This is a genomic window from Metabacillus bambusae, from assembly GCF_017497975.1.
In the GTDB taxonomy this organism is placed as follows: Bacteria; Bacillota; Bacilli; order Bacillales; family Bacillaceae; genus Metabacillus; species Metabacillus bambusae.
Window position 1 is genome coordinate 1 of the sequence record NZ_JAGDEL010000016.1, and the last position, 19,721, is coordinate 19,721.

The 19,721-nt window shown below is 34.2% G+C and carries 26 protein-coding genes and 2 pseudogenes; 8 read left to right on the plus strand and 20 right to left on the minus strand.

Annotation, left to right across the window (positions count from 1 at the left end):
* Positions 1 to 87: IS3 family transposase (locus I7822_RS18590; protein ID WP_207978019.1), on the plus strand; the 87-nt coding region annotated here is incomplete at its 5' end.
* 76 nt (positions 88 to 163) lie between these two features.
* On the opposite strand, the gene I7822_RS18595 is transcribed toward I7822_RS18590, so the two are convergent.
* The 8 genes and pseudogenes from I7822_RS18595 to I7822_RS18630 form a co-directional block, all read right to left on the minus strand.
* Complete coding sequence (locus tag I7822_RS18595) at positions 164 to 883, minus strand: DUF6060 domain-containing protein (RefSeq protein WP_207980593.1); 720 nt, start codon at positions 881 to 883, stop codon at positions 164 to 166.
* A gap of 71 nt (positions 884 to 954) precedes the next feature.
* A complete protein-coding gene (locus I7822_RS18600; RefSeq protein ID WP_207980594.1) occupies positions 955 to 1,443 on the minus strand; it encodes a hypothetical protein in 489 nt (162 codons plus the stop codon).
* Positions 1,444 to 2,032: 589 nt separating this feature from the next.
* Positions 2,033 to 2,590, minus strand: coding sequence for a DEAD/DEAH box helicase family protein (locus I7822_RS18605; protein ID WP_207980595.1), 558 nt, complete (start codon positions 2,588 to 2,590; stop codon positions 2,033 to 2,035).
* A 90-nt stretch (positions 2,591 to 2,680) separates the two neighbouring features.
* Positions 2,681 to 3,007: a hypothetical protein gene (locus tag I7822_RS18610; RefSeq protein WP_207980596.1), complete on the minus strand. Its 327-nt coding sequence runs from the start codon at positions 3,005 to 3,007 to the stop codon at positions 2,681 to 2,683.
* A pseudogene (locus tag I7822_RS18615) lies at positions 2,985 to 3,561 on the minus strand (DUF6434 domain-containing protein). The gene I7822_RS18610 and the pseudogene I7822_RS18615 overlap by 23 nt, the downstream one beginning before the upstream one ends.
* A 285-nt stretch (positions 3,562 to 3,846) precedes the next feature.
* A complete protein-coding gene (locus tag I7822_RS18620; RefSeq protein WP_207980597.1) occupies positions 3,847 to 4,530 on the minus strand; it encodes an HAD family hydrolase in 684 nt (227 codons plus the stop codon).
* Positions 4,531 to 4,751: 221 nt separating this feature from the next.
* Entirely contained in the window at positions 4,752 to 5,657 is a 906-nt protein-coding gene (locus tag I7822_RS18625) for an NAD(P)/FAD-dependent oxidoreductase (protein WP_207980598.1), read from the minus strand.
* Positions 5,658 to 5,948: 291 nt separating this feature from the next.
* The gene (locus tag I7822_RS18630) at positions 5,949 to 6,347 is read right to left on the minus strand and encodes an Rrf2 family transcriptional regulator (RefSeq protein WP_207980599.1); all 399 of its coding nucleotides are present in this window, start codon (positions 6,345 to 6,347) and stop codon (positions 5,949 to 5,951) included.
* A gap of 273 nt (positions 6,348 to 6,620) precedes the next feature.
* Here I7822_RS18630 and I7822_RS18635 point away from each other — a divergent pair, with 273 nt between their 5' ends.
* A complete protein-coding gene (locus I7822_RS18635) occupies positions 6,621 to 7,346 on the plus strand; it encodes a DUF4386 domain-containing protein (protein WP_207980600.1) in 726 nt (241 codons plus the stop codon).
* Here I7822_RS18635 and I7822_RS18640 read toward each other — a convergent pair.
* From I7822_RS18640 to I7822_RS18650, 3 genes are all read right to left on the minus strand, one after another.
* A complete protein-coding gene (locus I7822_RS18640) occupies positions 7,343 to 7,927 on the minus strand; it encodes a Crp/Fnr family transcriptional regulator (protein ID WP_207980601.1) in 585 nt (194 codons plus the stop codon). The genes I7822_RS18635 and I7822_RS18640 overlap by 4 nt on opposite strands.
* A 56-nt stretch (positions 7,928 to 7,983) precedes the next feature.
* A complete protein-coding gene (locus I7822_RS18645) occupies positions 7,984 to 8,358 on the minus strand; it encodes a hypothetical protein (protein WP_207980602.1) in 375 nt (124 codons plus the stop codon).
* A 223-nt stretch (positions 8,359 to 8,581) separates the two neighbouring features.
* Positions 8,582 to 9,352 carry a class I SAM-dependent methyltransferase gene (locus I7822_RS18650; RefSeq protein WP_207980603.1) on the minus strand — a complete coding sequence of 257 codons (771 nt, stop codon included), beginning with the start codon at positions 9,350 to 9,352 and terminating at the stop codon, positions 8,582 to 8,584.
* Positions 9,353 to 9,466: 114 nt separating this feature from the next.
* On the opposite strand from I7822_RS18650, the gene I7822_RS18655 reads away from it, so the two are divergent.
* The 3 genes and pseudogenes from I7822_RS18655 to I7822_RS18665 all read left to right on the plus strand — a co-directional run.
* Positions 9,467 to 10,417, plus strand: coding sequence for a LysR family transcriptional regulator (locus tag I7822_RS18655; protein WP_207980604.1), 951 nt, complete (start codon positions 9,467 to 9,469; stop codon positions 10,415 to 10,417).
* Between the two features lie 327 nt (positions 10,418 to 10,744).
* Entirely contained in the window at positions 10,745 to 11,002 is a 258-nt protein-coding gene (locus I7822_RS18660) for a hypothetical protein (protein ID WP_207980605.1), read from the plus strand.
* Positions 10,975 to 11,403: pseudogene (locus I7822_RS18665) on the plus strand (DMT family transporter); the annotation flags it as partial. The gene I7822_RS18660 and the pseudogene I7822_RS18665, both read left to right, overlap by 28 nt.
* 255 nt (positions 11,404 to 11,658) lie before the next feature.
* Here the strand turns inward: I7822_RS18665 and hprK are convergent.
* A complete protein-coding gene (gene hprK, locus I7822_RS18670; RefSeq protein WP_207980708.1) occupies positions 11,659 to 12,591 on the minus strand; it encodes an HPr(Ser) kinase/phosphatase in 933 nt (310 codons plus the stop codon).
* 961 nt (positions 12,592 to 13,552) lie between these two features.
* Between hprK and I7822_RS18675 the strand changes: the two genes are divergently transcribed.
* The 3 genes from I7822_RS18675 to I7822_RS29955 all read left to right on the plus strand — a co-directional run bounded on the left by I7822_RS18675 (position 13,553) and on the right by I7822_RS29955 (position 14,755).
* A complete protein-coding gene (locus I7822_RS18675; RefSeq protein WP_243459550.1) occupies positions 13,553 to 13,969 on the plus strand; it encodes a DUF2798 domain-containing protein in 417 nt (138 codons plus the stop codon).
* Between the two features lie 165 nt (positions 13,970 to 14,134).
* A complete protein-coding gene (locus I7822_RS29950; RefSeq protein ID WP_243459551.1) occupies positions 14,135 to 14,392 on the plus strand; it encodes a DUF2306 domain-containing protein in 258 nt (85 codons plus the stop codon).
* A gap of 9 nt (positions 14,393 to 14,401) precedes the next feature.
* Positions 14,402 to 14,755 (plus strand): DUF2306 domain-containing protein, encoded by a 354-nt coding sequence (locus I7822_RS29955; protein WP_307847812.1) that lies wholly within the window; start codon positions 14,402 to 14,404, stop codon positions 14,753 to 14,755.
* Positions 14,756 to 15,260: 505 nt separating this feature from the next.
* Here I7822_RS29955 and I7822_RS18685 read toward each other — a convergent pair.
* The 8 genes from I7822_RS18685 to I7822_RS18720 form a co-directional block, all read right to left on the minus strand.
* On the minus strand, positions 15,261 to 15,470 hold the full coding sequence (locus tag I7822_RS18685; RefSeq protein ID WP_207980606.1) for a hypothetical protein: 210 nt from the start codon (positions 15,468 to 15,470) through the stop codon (positions 15,261 to 15,263).
* Positions 15,471 to 15,978: 508 nt separating this feature from the next.
* Positions 15,979 to 16,839 (minus strand): DUF421 domain-containing protein, encoded by an 861-nt coding sequence (locus tag I7822_RS18690; RefSeq protein WP_207980607.1) that lies wholly within the window; start codon positions 16,837 to 16,839, stop codon positions 15,979 to 15,981.
* Between the two features lie 24 nt (positions 16,840 to 16,863).
* Positions 16,864 to 17,070: a DUF1657 domain-containing protein gene (locus I7822_RS18695; protein WP_207980608.1), complete on the minus strand. Its 207-nt coding sequence runs from the start codon at positions 17,068 to 17,070 to the stop codon at positions 16,864 to 16,866.
* An 11-nt stretch (positions 17,071 to 17,081) separates the two neighbouring features.
* Positions 17,082 to 17,432 (minus strand): stage V sporulation protein AE, encoded by a 351-nt coding sequence (gene spoVAE, locus I7822_RS18700; RefSeq protein ID WP_207980609.1) that lies wholly within the window; start codon positions 17,430 to 17,432, stop codon positions 17,082 to 17,084.
* A complete protein-coding gene (spoVAD, locus tag I7822_RS18705; protein ID WP_207980610.1) occupies positions 17,429 to 18,448 on the minus strand; it encodes a stage V sporulation protein AD in 1,020 nt (339 codons plus the stop codon). The genes spoVAE and spoVAD overlap by 4 nt, the downstream gene beginning before the upstream one ends.
* Positions 18,448 to 18,927 (minus strand): stage V sporulation protein AC, encoded by a 480-nt coding sequence (spoVAC, locus tag I7822_RS18710; protein WP_207980611.1) that lies wholly within the window; start codon positions 18,925 to 18,927, stop codon positions 18,448 to 18,450. Before spoVAC ends, spoVAD begins: the two co-directional genes overlap by 1 nt.
* Before the next feature lie 16 nt (positions 18,928 to 18,943).
* Positions 18,944 to 19,417: a YhcN/YlaJ family sporulation lipoprotein gene (locus tag I7822_RS18715; protein ID WP_207980612.1), complete on the minus strand. Its 474-nt coding sequence runs from the start codon at positions 19,415 to 19,417 to the stop codon at positions 18,944 to 18,946.
* A gap of 83 nt (positions 19,418 to 19,500) precedes the next feature.
* Positions 19,501 to 19,704 carry a DUF1657 domain-containing protein gene (locus I7822_RS18720; protein ID WP_207980613.1) on the minus strand — a complete coding sequence of 68 codons (204 nt, stop codon included), beginning with the start codon at positions 19,702 to 19,704 and terminating at the stop codon, positions 19,501 to 19,503.
* Between the last annotated feature and the right edge of the window lie 17 nt (positions 19,705 to 19,721).

Genomic DNA, 19,721 nt, shown 5'->3' on the forward strand with positions numbered 1-19,721 from the left:
ATGGTTTACTATAACAATTACCGTTATCAATGGAATTTAAAAAAGATGACCCCTAACCAATATAGGAATCATCTTCTAGTTGCGTGACTCTTTTTTTCTTGTGTCCTTGACACGGGTGCCAGTTTATTTAGGGACACCCTCTATTTCTATATTAATCTATTAATCAATAATGTACGAAGTAGTAATAACCATCAGCTTCGCCCGAAGCAGTTTTTCTTGGAACATAAGCGTAAGCTGATTTACTATACAAATATCCATCCCAGTTTGAATACTTTTTCAATGTACCGGAAGTTTTCTTTAAATATGGCTTGAATCCAATATATCCTGTGTCACCTCTTGAAAGTGTGAAAGAATATGTACTAGTGTCAGAAGCGCTACTAGTCCAAGTAAAGCCAGCGTTTGCCTTAATAGCAGATCTTTCTGCTGTTGCGGAAACACTATATGAAGCGGATATTGTTACACTAACGCTTTTGTCAATTCTACAAGTAGAAGTAGTACAACCTATGTCTGCTGTCACCTTTCTAGTGCTACCAGTTACATTGCTAATAGTGGCCGGATAGTATTTCCAGTACTCGTAATAATCCATAACCACTATGTCATCTGAAGGATCATCAGTAGACATACCATCAGTGTCAACTTCAACAGAATTTTGAGTCTCATTTAAATATTCTTGCGTTGAAGCCGGGACCAATTGCCCATCTACTTCTTTAAGAGGTGTGACATACTTCCCTAGTGATTCATCATAGATTGCCTTTTTCTTGTCAATCTTGACAGTTTTAGTAGCACCCTCTGGCTTTGCAGCTGATGAAGGCTCTGCGAATACTACTAGAAAAACAATACTTAAGCTTAAGACAGTAAGAATCGATTTAAGATATTTCCCCATATACTTCTTCCTTTACCAGAATTATCTAGATTATCACATCTTTAGTCTAATTCAGTAAAGGTGCTTATGTCTTATTTAGTAGGCTCGATATAGAAATATATCCCGTTTTTTTTGTCGATTGTAGGACTTACTTCACTAGTTGGTGTTTTAACAATAGGACTTTGATCTTCACTTACTCCGGTATAAATTGTAAAAGTCTTTCCTGATTGTGTTGTTGTTCTCCAATTTATCTGAGAGGAATATTTTTTGACTTTATCATTTTTAACAAGGACATCTTGATCAGGGTCATACCAAGCATATTTTCCATCTTGCTCACTTATGCTTGATACTCCTACTCCCAAGCCTTCCTCTAATTGTTTCTTATAAATAACAAATGTTTCTCCGTTTTCACTAACTTCCCCTATGATGTCTTCTTTTTTCATCTTTTCTTCTTTAATGCCATGATCAATTGTTTCTTCTTTGGTTTTAAACCATTTCAATTCACTGGCTCCATCATTCGCTAATGCAGAACATCCTGTAAGTGCAAGCATGGCTATTGCAAAAGTTAATACTACTTTCATTTTTAACTTCCCCCTTTTAAGAAAAGATGTAATATATACATAATACATTCGACTTGAATAAAATTACAATATATAGAAAATATTTTCTTACAGTACAAGTTTGCACTTTTTCATACAAAGGGTTTTATTAAGAATGTATGTTACCTCACAATATTTAAACCTTCACACCTCCCGTGAATATTAACTTGATTAAGCCTTTCTATATTACCTAGTTATCATTATTTTCCTCCCTCATTTGAAGAAGGCAGCCACCCCCGGCTGTCTCTTTCTTTTGATAAACATAACAGAAAGAAGGTTTTATTATGAAGAAAAACAACAAAAAGAAACGCATTGGTGAAATGACAAACAGCCGTATGACTTGGGTTAGACATTCCATTCACCCCATTTGAAAGATTAATTTTAATATAGCTGACAAAGAATCAATTGTAAAAATAAACCATCTCTTGTTCAAAGATCCTTAGAATAAGATTGCGGCATCAACCCTTTCTTACCCTCAAGTACCAGGTAGAGATCCTTGAAACACTGCTTTGACAATAAAAAATAAGGAATTTACATTATCACATGGATCGAATTTCCCTTAAAAACCTGGCTACAATTGAAACTCATTTTTTATCCTTTTAGCGACTTCTTCAGCACTTAAATTGGTGTTATTTATTTTAATATAGTTTTTCTTTTTAATTTCTCCTTCTAATGAGTTTAATCTTAACTTTTCCAAAGAGGCAATTAATCTAAGTTCCGATTGCTCAACATCTCTTTTGGATGGTTTATGTTCTAACCTATTTGGTGTTTTATTCCTTTTAATCCTTTCTTCCAATTCTGCTTCTAACTCTACAAAGTAAACTTCACCATCATTAGATTCGAAGATGCTGCAAATCTTATCTACATCCTCCCAATCTTCTTTTTTATTAAACGCCCATACAAAAGTAAATATCATACCAGGTAAATCGCTTTTTGAAACTGCTTTAAATATTTCTTCTCTAAACAAGGATGATAACCGCCACATTTCAGAACTAAATCCGAAAAAGGGTTGTAGCAACTCAATCGTCATGTGGTTATGAAGTAGCTTTAATTCTGTTATTTTTGCTAATTCCTGTCCAACGGTCATTTTCCCGACAGCTTGTGGTCCAAATACTAAAACAAACCTCATTTCTTTCCCCCTAATCCATTATTCTTACTCTTTAGTGGAAAATAAAAAAGAACTGACTTAATAGCCATTCCTAATCGAAATCAAACAACTTTAGATTTTTTCACCATGTCTTACGAAATAAACAATAGAATTTAATACACTAAAACCAACTATCACTAAAAACATAGTAAAAGAAACAGGGTCTCCTGCTAAATTAATCTCATCAACAATGATACCGTGATAAAAAAGTAGTTGGGCAGATACTAGTATAGATATGATTGATATGCTTGTAACAGTGAAGCCGCTGATTAGTTTATTTTTAGTTCTTGGAAGTATTACGATTAAGAATAAAATCAATGATACTAGTAAAAACGTAATGAAAATAGGTCTTAATAACGTAAATGCTCCAAATTCTTCAAACGATTCGTATGTGTACATAGACGCCTCCAATTTTGTAAATTAATCTCTTATCATCCGGCTCATTCTTTTCTATGTATTTGTTGCTACCTGAAAGCTTTTTTATCGTATTCCAAGCTTCGATTGCATCCTCTCGATTTTTACCCTTATTTTTTAGATCTGCGAAATAATCTCTGGTGAACCGATTGTATTCAAATTGTGGTCCTATTTGTTTCTTATACGATGGATCTTTTTTTTCGTTCCTCTTCTTCATACCATGCATTTACAACGTCACGATATGTCTTCCCTACGTTCTCTTTAAAAAAAGATTGAATATAGGTGGAGAAATGAAATTTTGGAATTTCTGACTTAATAAAGGCTCTTACCGCTTGACTGCATCTATGATTTTCTGTAATTACTGTATCGAAGCTTAAATCTGTTGATATTGCTACTTTTGTATGGGACTTTCTTTTCCTCAGTTGCTTTTGTATTTCTCCAGTCTGGAGAAATAACGCAACCCTGTCAGCAATTTCAATTTTAGAACCAGAAGCACTCATCTCTTTCTCTCTACAAAATGCTTCTACCTTTTCTTGAATTACCTACTCATTTTATTCTTGGCAATAGTCATAACCAATATCTTTCAATATTTAATAAATAAAGGAAAAATGGAAGAGAGTGTGAGATAATTCTCTTATTTTAGGTGATTAAATTCTAATCAAAGGGCATTTAGGAAAGCCACCTCTATTAGAAATAAGGGTCCTCTCGGTCTGTTACTTTTAATAATTATTTTCATAAACGGTTTTAGTTTAAATAATTAACATTTTTATAAATATTTTTAGATAAAAAGCCTTACTTCTTTCTAGAAGAAAAACAACGTAAGTTTAACAGGATTCAATATTAAGTTTGGCTAATTTTGCAATAATCGAAGGTAATTCGGCCAGATCCTTAATTATAAAGTCTGCCTTAACATGATCCCATTGAAAGTCTTGCTTCCAAATCCCTTTCATACCTACATTTTGAGCACCTTTCACATCATTCACTGGATGGTCTCCCACAAAAATACTTTCAAAAGGTCTCATACTAAGTTGCTCCAATGCTCTGTTGAAAATTTGAGGCTCCGGTTTTTTTATTCCTTCCCATTCAGATATTAAAATGACCTCAAAATACTTCTCTATACCCAAGGCTTTTATATTATCCATCTGAAATTGTCCTCGTCCATTTGTAATCATTCCCAAAATAAGATTATTCTTTTTCAAATTTTCTAACATACTAATGAGGTTAGGAAAAGGAACACAATTATTCTTAAATTCATTCATATAATCCTGAAGTAGTTCTTGCCAAGTAATTTTAGCAATAACAAATTCTTTGACTATTTGTTGATAAACTATATCCTTCCAAACATATCCACGGTTATCCAATTCTATAAATCTAGAAACATACTTCTCCCTTGAAATATGGCCTATCAAATTGTTCAATCTACGATATTGCCCCTCAATAAACAGCCTTACTGACTCGTCTCTATTTAATAAAGTTCCATCAAAATCAAAGATAGCAGCTTTAATCATTTTTCCACCTACATCTCTTTAATCTAGTTAAACTTAGAGCCTATTTGCTCATTTCCCCTTTAACAGAATGTTTAATTTAATCTTTCACCTTTTAAAAGCCTTCGTCAAGAATTATTTGTAAAAAATTACATTTTTTCATTAGTGAAAAAGAAAAGCTTCACTCCTTCATGAAGTAAAGCATCGAGTTTGTTGAAAGCAGAAAGAGATCATTATTATCCGAATCAAAAACGTTCCATAGTTAGATCAGTATTTACGGAAACTGCTGCTTTATTACCATCAGCAGCAGAAATTATTAATGAGGAGGGGCCGGATTTTTCAGTTTCTCCTGCAATATATATATTTTTTTGGGTTGTTCTACCAACACCATCTGTTACAACTGTTCCATTTTCTTGAACTTCACACCCAAGCTTTTCTGCAAATTGATTTGGACGATAAAAAGATGGAACTACAAACCCACCAGTTCTTATGATCGTTTCTCCTGATTCAAATTCAATTTTTTGAAGATAGCCATCATCACCAATTAAGTTTTTTATAGGCTCCGATTTTATTTTGATATCCCGTTTTTGTAGCTCTTGAATTCCTTCTTTAGATAGTTCAACACCATTTGTTATGATAACTAAATCCTTAGACCAGTTATAAATTAATTTAGCCATATGAAGTACATTCTCTTCTTTTTCCGCTATAACAATTAATGGCTTATCCCTTAGCTCCCAACCATCACAATACGGGCAACTAAAAAGGCTTTTCCCATAATAATTTCTTACACCTTGAATAGAAAATACCTCTTGAATACCAGTGGCTAATATAATTTTTTCAGTAACAAATTCCTGACCATCTGTTGTTATGACAGTAAATCTTTCATAACCAATATCTTTGATGATCTCAGTAATTGTTGTATTAAAATATGATACTGATGGATAATTCTCCAATTCTTTAAGACCTATATCTTTAAACTCTTGTGGTTTTATCCCATCACGAGTTATAAATCCATGTGACTCTTGTGTGACTCTATTCCGATTCGTTCCATCGTCAAATAATGCAATTTTTCTTCTAGCCCTCCCTAAAGTTAAACTAGCACTTAACCCAGATGGACCTCCACCTATAACGATACAATCAAAAATATTCATTTTTTCACCTCCCTATTTTTGTGTTTTTACCAACCACCAAAGATCTATTATATCTATAATTGAATTAAAAAAATGATCTATACGTCACCGCAATTATCAATGTTAATTTTCAATTTTCATGTTAAGCATACTATTTATCATAGAGATATGTTGGTCATTGTTTCAGGAGAACTTACAAACTTACTGTTTAAATAAATTCTCTTCCTTGAAAACACCTCCTCAATTATTTTACTTTCTACGAGTTAAAAGACACTTTATATCCTTAATTAAGTTTTAAAAGACAACGTTTATTTATGTTGTTGTCTTTTTATTAATCAAATCAGCGATTGTTTGTTTTCTTAGTTCTGCTTCCATTTTTTCTTCAGATCTCAACATGACTTTTTGAATTGAGCATTCAGGTCCATGATCAAAATCACAATCAAACAATGAAGATTTCCCTTCAATTGCATAGATAATATCGAGAAATGAAATGGATTCCCACCCTTTAGCTAATGAGTATCCACCATTAGCACCTGAAGCAGAAGTAACCATGCCTTCTTTAACCAGCTTTGTTAGTATCTTAGATAAATAAGTAGGTGATACTTTTTGCTGTTCTGCTAGAATCTGTACACCAACAGGTTTGGTGGAATTTGTTAATGCTAAGTGTAACATTGTGTGAAGTGCGTAATTAGTGGCTTTTGAATACTTCAATGTTTTCATCCTCTCTCAATAATAAAAGACCTTAAGAGTCTGTAATATCCATTATAGAGTAGGTGTATTGATTGTCAAGTAAATGTCTTCTTGTGTAACAACCAATAAAAAAGAGCCAAAAAATATCCACTTAGCCGTTTTTCCATAGTTTAATTCTTATTAATAATTATCCTCACAACGTAACTAGTCTTATGAGTCATTGACTTAAGTCAATGACAAACCATAGTCTGCTTAATACAATGAAAATAAAAATAAGAAAAGGGAGACTATCATATGACGAACTTAGTAAAAAAACTGTCGCTTGAGCGAAAATCTGCTCTGACTGCAGGCATAGTACTTATCATCATGATTATCGCTGCAGCTTTTTCCTATGGCATTGTACATGGAAGCCTTGTAGTAAAAGGCGATGCTAGCGTCACGTATAACAACATTGTAACTTCACATATGCTTTTTAATGCTGGAATTTTGGGCTGGCTCATCATCCTAATATGTGACATTGTGGTCGCATGGAGCTTCTATATCTTCCTCAAACCACTTAATAAAAACCTTTCCTTACTTGGTGCATGGTTCCGTCTTACTTATGCAAGTATATTGGGAATTGCGATATTGAATTTGATTTTCGTATTGATTTGCACGAATAGTTCGGATTTTTTATCATTTTTAAAAACCGACCAACTTCAAGCGTTGGTGATGCTGTTTCTCGAAGCCTTTGATATTGTCTGGTCTATCGGTTTGATCATTTTCGGAGGGCATTTAATGATTGTGGGCTATTTGACTTTCAAAACAGACACCATACCTAAAGTCATTAGCATTTTATTGATGATTGCTTCAATAAGCTATATTATCATAAACTCTTGTTACACATTTCTTCCACAATTCAATGGTATAATTTCGATACTTGAATCTATACTCACTGTACCAATGATTCTAGGCGAATTGGGCTTTGGTATTTGGTTACTTTTCAAAGGAGGTAAAGTTACTAAAAGTTATGAAGACTAATCTTTATCTTTAAAGATTCGTTTTTTGATTCTACTTAATGATTCTGGGGTAATACCAAGATAACTCGCCAATTGATGTTGGGGTACACGATCAACTAGATTAGCTCGTTTCATTAATAGTGCTTTGTAGCGTTCTTCAGGCGAATAGTTGATAAATAAAGCATAATCATCTTGTACTTCACCAAGGTTTATCTCTATCATCTTGCGTGTCATTGATTCCAATTGTGAGTATTTGTTATACATGTCCTTTTCCTTATCAATGTCACCAACAACCAAAATTGAGTCTTCTAGACAGGTTAGAAAGTACTTGGATGACTTATCCTGTTTATGATGATTGAAGCTCGCAATTGCTTGTTCTTCCGTGTAGAAATTAGAAGTAATTTCTTTGCCTAATTCATCTATAAAATACTGCCTAACACATCCCTTCAATACAAAATAGCATTTAGTGGGAACATCTCCTTGTCTAAGGAGAATGGTTCCTTTTTTATATTCCTCTATTAATAGTTCTTCAGAGATTTTCTGTTGTTCTTCTTCGCTAAGAGATGTAAATTTAGTCATATACTTCAACAGTATTCTTTTCATTGTGCTTCCTTTCATCTCACTATGATTTAATTACTTTTAACTTAGATGAATAAGAGCTAATTAATTTCTTTTGGTAAATGAAAGATTACATAGTTTTTAGTCCACATCTCACTTAGAACTGTTATTTCTCCTTGTTCATTTTGAAAAACAAAGCCTGAACCTACTTGTTCTTTAAACCCCCAGCCTTTAACTTCCATCATTTTTTTTAGATTGTCATATGCTTTCCCTTGTTTCATTTCTGATATATACCACTGGTGACTGTATTCCTCAGAAAATTTTACGATATTTCCATTCGATTTATTCACCTTATTTATTGCTTCTGATTTTGAAACTGAATTTATTGGTAAAGGGGGATAATAAACCTTCATATAAATTAATATGACTACAAGTAAGAACAAAACACTAAAAATCAATTTAACCCATTTTTTCAATGCAGGAACACCTTCCCCCTAAAATATATATTACTTAATTCAACATATTGTTTTAAATCTCCTTTGAATTTTATACAACAAGAAACAACAGGAATTGTTGCTGCAGCAACTCCTGTTGTTCCATTTTTTCTCCCATTATTTATAGAAGAAATAGCTAGGTATTAAGAGTAACCTTTAATTAGTCACTTTTTTTACCAGTTCCATTTACTCCAAGGCTGTTTAACTATCCTTTTTTACTTGCAACAATTCTAATACGTTTATAATCAGCTTCCCATATACCATCTTTATATAAATCTAATTGTATTTTATTTTTTATTTTTCTATAAATAACCATTTTTTCTTCATCAGAGAACTCAGGGAAAAAGTCATCCGCAAAACTATCTAACCAATGTTTCAACCCCTTTTCTCCATCTGTTAATGGGGTAGGTCTATCAAAGTGATGAGCATATGATACTTTAAATCCGTACTGTTCAAGTAAAGTGCTATATTCTCCTATACTTGGAAAATACCAAGGGTTTCTTTTTGAAACATTTATTCCATATTCCCCCGAGAGTACCTCTGTGATCCCCCGAATAACAGTCTGAACATTTCCTTGTCCACCAAATTCAGCTACAAAGCGACCTCCTGGATGTAATGCTAGCTCAACATTTTCGACCACTTTGTCAGCTCGTTTCATCCAGTGAAGGGCTGCATTTGAAAAAACAGCATCATACTTTTCATTTGTTTTAAAAGTTTCTCCATTTTCAACAATGAATGGGATTTTGGGATATTTTTTACGTGCCTGCTCAATCATTTCTCCGGAGAAATCACTTCCTGTTACAATTGCACCCGACTTGGAAATTTCGTATGAAAGATCTCCAGTTCCACAGCCCAAATCAAGTATTTTCTCTCCCCTTTGTGGTTGGAGTAGCTCAACTACCCCCTTGCCAAAACTGGATACAAAGCTTAATTTATCATCATACAATTTTGCATTCCAAACATTCACTGAACTCATCTCATAACACTCCTTTTTTGAAAAATTTGTTATTTTCATCATAATCTATAAACATCTATTCGACTAAGATATATAATCTATTATAATGATAGCTACAGGCTATGGAGGGATCGTATGGACATGAGACTATTTGAGTATGCATTGGAAATATATAAAACAAAGAGCTTTACAAAAGCTGCTTCCCATCTTCATATTGCACAGCCATCTTTAAGTAAACAAATTGCAAAACTAGAACAGGAACTTGGTGTATATTTGTTTGATCGAAAGCCTGGTTCAGTAGAAGTAACTCCTGATGGTTTATGTTTTGTTAAACAAGCTGAGAAAATCTTACATATGCGTGATGATCTAAGACGTGAGATCCTTGAACGAAAAGAAGGAATCAGAGGTGAATTAAAGATTGGCTCAACAGCTATTACAGGTGGACATATTTTACCACCACTTCTAAAAATCTATCAAGAACAGTTTCAGAATGTCTCTATTCAACTTGTTGAAGAATCAACAGAAAGGCTAATAGACTTAACTGCGAGAGGATTAGTTGATGTTTCTATATTGTCAATTCCAATAGAAGATTCTCGTTTAACGACGAAAATAATGCTTACAGAGCCACTTTATCTTGTTTTACCAAAAGAACTGAAACAATGGATGCCAGAAAAATTAAAGCAAATACTAACTTCTACTAATTTGATTGAACAAAATGCCCTACCTATTGAGGATTTTTCCAATTGTCCATTTATTTTACTGAAACAAGGATACGGGTTTCGTCGGACGGTATTAGAATTATGTGCTAGAGGTAAATTTGAACCACAGATTGCATATGAAACAAGTAGCATTGAAACAGCTCAATCTCTTGTAGGACACGGGATCAGCCTAACAATAGTCCCTGAAATGATTGTTCAACGAAGTGCTTATCAACCCAACCTTGCTTATATGAAATTAGATTCATATCCTACCCGTACATTAGTTTTTACATATAACAAAGAACGGTATCTTAGTATGCATGCAAAAGCTTTAATAGATATCTATGAAAAACAAAAACTAAAACTAAATCAAAATATAAAGCTTTAACTGTTAGCTTCATTATTCTTTGCTGTTTAACCTATATAACTTTGGTTTAAATAACCATTCCTAATGAAAGTTACCAATTCCCCCTTGGGAGCCCAGGGGGGAATGTTCAATTTAATGGCCCCAAAAAATTTTCATCACTAACTTTACTTACTTTAAGTGATAATTGTTTTTCTTCCAAAGATGATAACAGGTACTACTTACTGTATTTGTATTCCACTTCACCATTAAAAACAAATTATATATTCTATCATATGTTTGTCTATACATCTTTTTATTGTTAGACATAATATATTACAAATCTACCACTACTAAGAAAGGGGAATAATAATGAGTAGCTCAAATAGAATCCAAAATCAGATTGCAACTCCAGAAGAAACGTTAAATAGACTATTCGAACAGGTACAAGTACACGAAACGATATTAAATAGAACACAAAATCAAGGAGGAAAGTTCAATATTCAAACGATCCCTTTATTACAAACACCTGCACAATTTAAAAATCTTTTTAGTAGAATACTCGATAATATTGATATTGATGCTGAAAAGTTAATAAAGGTATCGTATGGGGGATTTTATCTGGACTAGCGTTAGCATTTTATACTTTATATGCCGTTCCTCTACTGAAACAATATGATTCCCTTGTCATTGTTGGCTGGGCAATGATCATCGGTGGTTTTGCATTAAGTTTTATCCATCCACCTTGGCAAGTGGACATGACAAGCATTACGTTAGAAACCTATTTATATTTATTATTCGTTATCATATTTGGGACCATGATTGCATTTTGGTTTTATATAGAAAGTTTACAAAGTCTTTCACCTAAAGATACAACCCTATTAGGTAATTTAGAGCCACTAGCAGCAGTTTTAACAACTGTCTTTTGGTTAAAGGAACCTTTTGGATATTTTCAATGGATTGGTACAGCTTGTATTATTGGGATGATTCTACTATTGGCATTGAATAAAAAGTCTATTTCAAAGAATTAATCTTTATTTAAAAAGCCCCTCACAGAATGCTAAATTCGCTATAAAGGGGCATCTTTAAGCATTTACTACAAACTCAATATGTAGAATACACACACGAAATAAGCTGAAAACAACAATAAGCAATCTAATAGAAATGAAAAAACAGTTACTTCAAGTTTATATACCGAGGATGGGAACAACTGATGTTTCAGACTCGTAAGCTGGGGAAACTTGTGATTGGAGGCTACCCACACTTAACCCTTAAAGCATGGATTATTACCAGTTTGAATCAGGAGTATCAGAATCTAGTCGCCTCATGAACTCTTCTGCAGCACTGTATCCTTGCTGCTTTAGAAGCCAGTTATTTGCAGCAGCTTCAATTAACCCTGCCACATCACGACCAGGTTGGAGCTGAATTTCAATATGCGGAATCCGAACGTCCATATATTCCGTAAATTTAGGTTCATGCTCCAATTCATTATTAAGGGAATTTTTCTGCCATTTTGTCAGTTCAATATCGAGCGCGATCCGTGTTTCGTCCTGAAAAGCTTTTCTTCCATATAAACGGACCACATTCAACAGCCCCACACTACGTAGGGCGAGAAATTCCTTCGTTTTCCCATCATGAGTACCGAGAATGGTTCTTGGACTGAGCTTTTTCAACACAACGATATCATCAGCCACTAATCGGTGACCCTTACCGATCAATGTATGTGCCGTTTCACTTTTGCCGACACCAGATTTTCCTCTAAGTAAAATACCAATTCCATAAACATTGACACAAACTCCATGGATTGCAATATCTGGAGCTAGCGCTTTTACCATATATGCATCAAGTTTCGTAATAAATTCAGAAGTTGTTTCCGGTTTGGTTGTACATAACAATGGGATTTCTTCTTCTATACAATATTGAGTTAAATACGTTAGCCCTTCCTGACCTGAAGTAACGATAAAGCAAGGCGGGTGGTATTTGACGATATTTCCAATGCGCATCTGGCGCTCGTCTATATTTAACTTATGCAAATAAGTAATTTCTTTTCTTCCAAGTATTTGAACACGTTCAGTTGGAAAAAAATCAAAGTGACCAACGAATTCCAAACCCGGCCGATGCGCCCGTGATTGCGTAATCGTTTGCTGTAGTTGATTTTCCCCGGCTAATACTTTCAATGAAAACTTACGAACTAAATCTTCCACCTTTAATGATTTCACTTCCATGACACTCTCCGTCCTTAATAACTTTCTGATTTTAGATTACACTAAAAAAGGAGGAAACTCCCCTCGCTATCTTTCTATTAAAATGATCCTTTCACAATCGCTATCTGAACAAGCCAGTTAACATTCAATATAAAAAGCCTGAAGATTGTCGTTAAACAATATTCAATTCTTTACTGAAATTTTTCCAAGTGACCATTTCCAATGCTTGTTTAATAGGGAAATAGCCTGCTTCTAAACTCTCAGAGGAAGTTGGTAATTCTCCTCCGATTGGTATCCCAAAAAACAATGTATTACATATAGAACCACTTACATTTTAATACAAGCCACAATATCAACAGCAGATTCTTCTTTGTTTCCTTGATCGCAGCTTCATTCCAATGATTCTCACTCTTCAACCTTTGATCCTCAGCTTTATCTCCAATTCAACAAGAAACTTTTCTCTATGTATTTTTACTTTAAATAACCGTATGACAAAAATAGTAAAGAGAATGAAAGATGCTAAAATACCCCTAATAGAATAATAAATCCAATTATACTGAACATTTGAATATATGAGAGTCCGTTTTTGCACTCTCCAAATTTTTATAGATACACATATTCTTCTTTATAGCTAATATAAAGTCCTTCTTTTTACAATCTGCCACGTTATTTGAATAAGAAAAGCTAGCTTTGTTTAAGTATCTCTACCTGTTAGTTGAAGTATAATCTTACAAACCCTTCTAGATTGATGTGACTTTCTATTTCAATAATTCATATACAATTCTATTTTTTACGTTAAAACAAGAGTGTAATTTAACATTGTATAAAAAAGTTCACGAAAATGTCACTTATGAAAAAAAATCTATGCATATATAATAAAATTCATGCTCATTAAGAAAGGATGTTTTTAATTGCCAAGTAATAAAAAAGAAGGAATTATTTTCGGTATTTTTATGTGTTTGGAATGGTTCTTATTATGTCAGTTTACAACACAGCTTTACATGGATTTTCATCGTTTACGGTAAAGAGTGCAATCATTCAATTTATCATAACATTTATCGTCGCTTTTATCGTAGAGTCATTAGTTGAACCGAAAGCGCGTAAATTAGCATTATCACTACCTTATAATAAATCGAAAGAAATCAACTTTATTATGGTTATATCTTTTTGTATGGTTCCTATGATGGTTCTTATTATGTCAGTATACGGACTTATTTTAACGGAGATAATGGTAGGTATTGAAGGTTCAGTTTTCACTGCTTACCTTAAAACAGTTGGTCTAAACTTTATCGTGGCACTTCCATCTCAGTTGCTAATTGTTGGACCAATCTCACGTAAATTATTAGGTAAATACATTAAACCATTGACACAAAAGCCAGAATTAACCATGTGAAAACAAGCAAGCTATTTTTGATAGCTTGCTTGTTTTATGTAGAACTTCTAAACTGGGTTTTATTGTTTTACCCTGTTATTATAACATCGAGCTTATCCATTCATAAGGTCTACTGGATGAAAGAGATAGAACGATAGATTAATATTTTTTTAATGGAGGCTACTTATGAGAAATCAAAAATCAATTGTGATTATTTTATTTATCATTGCTTTAATGTGGATTATGCATACATTATCGAAAAATTTTATGGTAGATTCCGACTTTGAAAAGTTCCTTATGAAAAAGGATGAAGTCATTTCCAATCCTAGTATATGGACTTTTATTATACGGATACATATTGTACTAGCTGTGATTGCTTTACTGACAGGTCCAATAGGACTGATTAAAGTTTTACGGAACAAACGATTACCTTTCCACCGTTAGAATGGTCGAATCTATGTACTCTCGATTGTATTAAACTTTATTCCAGGTGTTTACGTTTCGCTATTTGCGACAGGAGGCTGGCCAAGTACAATCGGATTTCTTATCTTAAATACACTCTGGTTGATAACAACAGTACTCGGTTATAAATTTATCAAAATAAAAAATATTTTACGACATAGTCAATGGATTACTCGTAGCTTCTTTCTCTCTTTTGCCAATTTAACCATTTATATTATTGTCGCAGTTACACATAATGGATTAGATCTTTCCTATGGTCTTTCCTATACGACTGCTGTTTGGCTATGCTGGATTATTAATTTTGCCATAGCAGAAATGGTGATTAAGAAAAAAATTCTTGCATGATATATTTATTAATAAGGCTCTTTTCTAATAGATTGTTGCTAATAAAATAAAAACTATTTCAGGTTGAATGGAGAGGATTGCGAGACTCCTGCGGAAGCAGCGGGACAGGTGAGACTCATGCAGGAAGAGCTTTATTCCTTACTAAAGCAAAAAAACCAAAGCCACAATAGAGTTTACCTTTTATGGGACTATCACTAATTATGTTATCTGGCTCTTTAGTATAGGATCTGTTAAAATTAGTTGTTGATTTCCTCTGCAGGCGTTCGCTTTCCGCTCCAATCAACAGTTAGCTTTAACAGAGCCTTAGTTTAAAATATAACCACCTTTAAAAGGGCTTGATGACAAGATTATAGAAGTAGATCAAAATCGCAAAGTATAGTTTTCATCATCTAATAATAGTTACACTAATATAGTAAAACAATTAATAGTTAAGCCAGATCTCATGCCTAAATTATCAAAATTAATTCCCTGCAACATTATAAGTCACAGGGAAAATGAAATATCTTTATTCGGATTTTTGTGCCATAAAAGCACTTTGAGCTTGACTAACTGCTGTTTGAGCTTGTGCAATCTCATTTGCAGCTTGTTTAATCGCTTCTTGAGCTAAAGTTGGGTCTGATGCGGACTTTTCGATCGCTTGATTTAATAAATTTTGTGTTAGAGTTACATTTGCTTTTGCTTGATTTAATTGATCTACATTAATTTGTTGAGTCATTAGTATCGCTCCTTTTTAATCTTTGATATTTGGTACCTCTATATATTAACCAAACTCGTTATGTTTATTATTAATATAATCTTCCAGTAATAACAATTTGCAACTTGGATTTATAATAGGAATACTTCCTAATTACACTTACGAAAAAACAAAAATATATGCAAATACCTTATAAATAGAGAATGTTTTTTTCACATTTATAATTCAAAAATGGATTTAAAGTATGGTATTCATTGAAAATAAGATTCAAGAGAAAATTCTTTAGATTACTTTACTAGAATCAAAAATAAGGTACTTCCTAATTTATATCAGAAGGTACCTCTAAAAGAGAAACAGATCTAATTTTATTGATTAAGCATAATGTTATTTAGAATGGATTGTACTGTTGTTTGTCATTCTATTAGCATGTCCTCTAGTTATACCACATAAATAGTGACTGCCCCTTAACATAAACCTAATAACGAAATATATAATGCCTCTGTTATCAGGTCTATTTCCGAACATCCATCTATCCTCTTAAAATAGGGGTTACTTTATCAATGGCTTCTTGTAATTTTTTACTATTTTTGCTATACATTTGCTTAGCTTCCTGTGCTTCTGTTCCAAGAGCAAACAACTCTAGGTCCGCCTGGCATTTTTTCATCGTCGAAAGGATTAAAGGCTTCTCTTGTGGGGACGGGACTTGAAGTTTATCATCAAAAAGGTCAATTGTTAATTGTCCGTAAGAATCTACCTGTCCAAGAAAAACATTTTCAATGGTAACCCCTTGTTTTTCAAGTTCTGTTTTTAACCAACTCCGGCTTCGACCAATCGTGGACAGAGGCTCATCCATGATTTCTCCATCCATAATGACGGTCTGTGGTTCCTTAACAGATGTAACAGTTAAGTTTACATCTTTCGGGGTCAAAGGTTGGTTTTCTTTCTTCAGCAGAACGCTTAGATCTCCGGTTGGTTCTAGTAAGGCAAATTCTACATCAGCTACCTTAAAGACATCCCTTTTTCGAAGTAATTCCAGCAACTCATCAGTCGTGTATTTTTCCTTTTTTAAATTATCCTCCATGATTTTCCCATCTTTAATAAAAACAGTTGCTCTCCCTTCGATAAAATCACGAAAGGTTTTGCTTTTCAAGGAAAGAAAACCGGCTAAAAAGGGGATTGCCGCAAAGATTATAATTCCAATTATTCCGTTCATAATGTTCCGTTCAAGTCCCATGGCAACTTCTGCACCAATACTTCCAATGGAAATTCCGGTGACATATTCAAAGAATGAAAGTTCGGAAAGTTGTTTTTTACCTAACCATTTTGTGATCAAAAATAAGACAATAACAAATATTAATGACCGTACGACGATATCTAACCAATCAGGCACTGCTTTACACCTCCTGTAATGATCTTAAAAACCTTTGTATTGAAACTCCTCTCGTTCCAATTCCCCAATTCGTTGTTTTAAATCTGTCACAACTTCATGTACGACCATCATGGTTTCATGTAAGGTTCGTTTTGATTGATGGTCCTGTGTTCGTAAGGCTAAACTGGATAAATCAGCTTCTATACCTTTCAGACTTGCAAGAGATTGTTTCACTTCTGATGCGATTGTCATCCAACATCCTCCTATCCTTTTGGTTTAAAAATTAAAGCTCCAATCATTCCGAAAATAATGGCAGCTGAAATTCCAGCACTTGTCACTTCAAACATCCCCGAAATTACACCAACCAATCCATGTTTTTCTGCTTCGGCCATTGCCCCATGTACAAGGGAGTTGCCGAAACTTGTAATTGGAACTGTAGCTCCTGCCCCTGCAAAATCGATAAACGGTTCGTATAAACCAAAACCATCAAGAAGAGCACCAATGACAACGAATGTACTTAATGTGTGGGCTGGTGTGAGTTTAAATACATCAAACATAATTTGTCCAGCAACGCAAATCAATCCACCAACGACAAAAGCCCAAAAGAAAATCATGATGGTTGTTCACCTCCATATTCAATCGACACCGCATGAGCGATACAAGGAATGGTTTCTTTTTGCTGAAAGGTTAACGGCGACAATAAAGCCCCTGTTGCCACAACTAACATTCGTTTTATTTCACCCTTTTTCATGCGGTTTAATAAATGACCATATACAACTGTTGCTGAACACCCAGCCCCACTAGCTCCTGCTAGGACCGGCTGTCCTTCCCGGTAAATCATCATTCCACAATCTTGATATTTTTCTTCACTTATTGGGATTCCATGTTTTTTAAATAATTCTAGTGAAACCTCGTGACCAATTTTACCAAGATCCCCAGTAACAATTAAATCATAGTAAGAGGGATCAAGATTTCGTTCGGTTAAATGGGCTTCAATCGTATCAACGGCAGCTGGTGCCATCGCACCTCCCATGTTAAAGGGATCAGACAATCCCATATCAATGACACGACCAATTGTAGCAGACGTTACACATGGTCCCTCACCAGAACCACTTAACAATGCGACCCCAGCACCCGTCACCGTCCATTGTGCAGTAGGCGGTTTTTGCCCTCCGTATTCAGTCGGGTAACGGAACTGTTTTTCAACAGAAGTGTTATGACTTGAAGCTCCTGTTAACAAATAATTGGCTCCTTTTGTGTTTACAAGATAGGCACCAAGCGCCAATCCCTCCATTGAGGTCGAACAAGCACCAAACAATCCTAGATAAGGTGTCCCTAGTGTTCGGCAAGCAAAGCTTGTGGGAGTAATCTGATTAATAAGATCTCCGCCAAGGAAAAATTGAATTTGTTCCTTTTGAAGCTTTGCTTTTTCAATGGCTCTTTGACAGGCTTCTTCAATAAGAACCTTATGAGCCTTCTCATAGGAATCTTGTGCAAGCCATAAGTCTGAATGGAGGATATCAAAATCTTCAGCAAGTAATCCATCAGCTTCAAATGGTCCGCCAACAGTTCCAGTGGAAATAATGACTGGCTTTTGATCGAAGACCCATGTGCGATGCCCCATTAACATTACAGACCACCCCACATTATTAGGATCGTTTTGATCGTAGCAATCACAAACGCGGAAAAAACACCAAATAAAATCACGGAACCAGCTAATTTAAACATATTACCGCCTACACCTAACACAATTCCTTCCGTTCGATGCTCTATGGCAGCTGATATGACGGCATTTCCAAATCCAGTAACTGGAACAGCAGAACCTGCCCCGCCAAATTGTGCGATTCGATCATAGACTCCAAAACCAGTAAGAAGCATAGAGATGAAAATTAAGGTACCAACCGTTGGATTCCCAGCTGTTTGGTCTGTGAAATCAAAATAATAGATATAAAACATTTGAATCGCCTGTCCCACAAGGCAAATGATTCCGCCTGTTATAAAAGCCTTTACACAATTCTTAAATACAGGTCTTTTTGTTTCAAGTTGATTTTCAAGGGTTTGATACTCCTGTTGTACAGGTGTTAATTGTTTCTTTTGCTTATTTGACATATCTGCCCTTCTTTCATCATGCTTTTTCCTTCATTAGGCTTTTGATTTTATCGAATTCTTTCTTTAAGGTTTTCTTCTCTGTTTTATCTTTTTGTAATTTTTGTTCCAATTGTTCCAGCTCCAAATACATTTTTGAATCGGTCGAGATAATAATTTTATGATCGGGAAATGTTTTTTCTAAGTCTGATTTCACTTTCTTTTCAATGCTCTTTAATCGAAATCGGTCAAAGTGATCGACTTTTACTGCTAATAACAACTCCTGATCTGTATTCACAGCCTTTACACCCGAAATCTCTTTTTCTTTGATAACAATTTCTTTAGCCTGATTAGCAACAGATTGATCAATTGGCTTTTTTGTACTCACTTTTACGATCTTTGCATCATCATTGTTATTGGTAAATTGATTATGATTTCCGGTACATCCAGAGCATAGTACGATATTCGCCATTATAAAAAGTCCAATGTATCCTATTTTCAACATATTTTTCATGGAATCACCTATCCGTTTCTATCCATAAATCGAAGTATAAAAAAGGTTGATTGAATCAACCAACCTTCTTTATTTATATCTTTCTATTCTTTGTATTGAGGTTCTTCTTGTTCAATTTCTTGAACACGTTGAGAAATACTGTCAACAATCGTTTGTGTTTGTTGAGCAGCTTGTTGGTAAAGCTGTTTTGCTTGTTGATTATCTGTACCTAGTGCAAAAGTTTCGAAGCTTGCTTGTGCACTTTTTAATCCAGCTAGAGTTGTCTTAACGTCATTAATTACTGTCACTTTAATTCCTTCTTTCT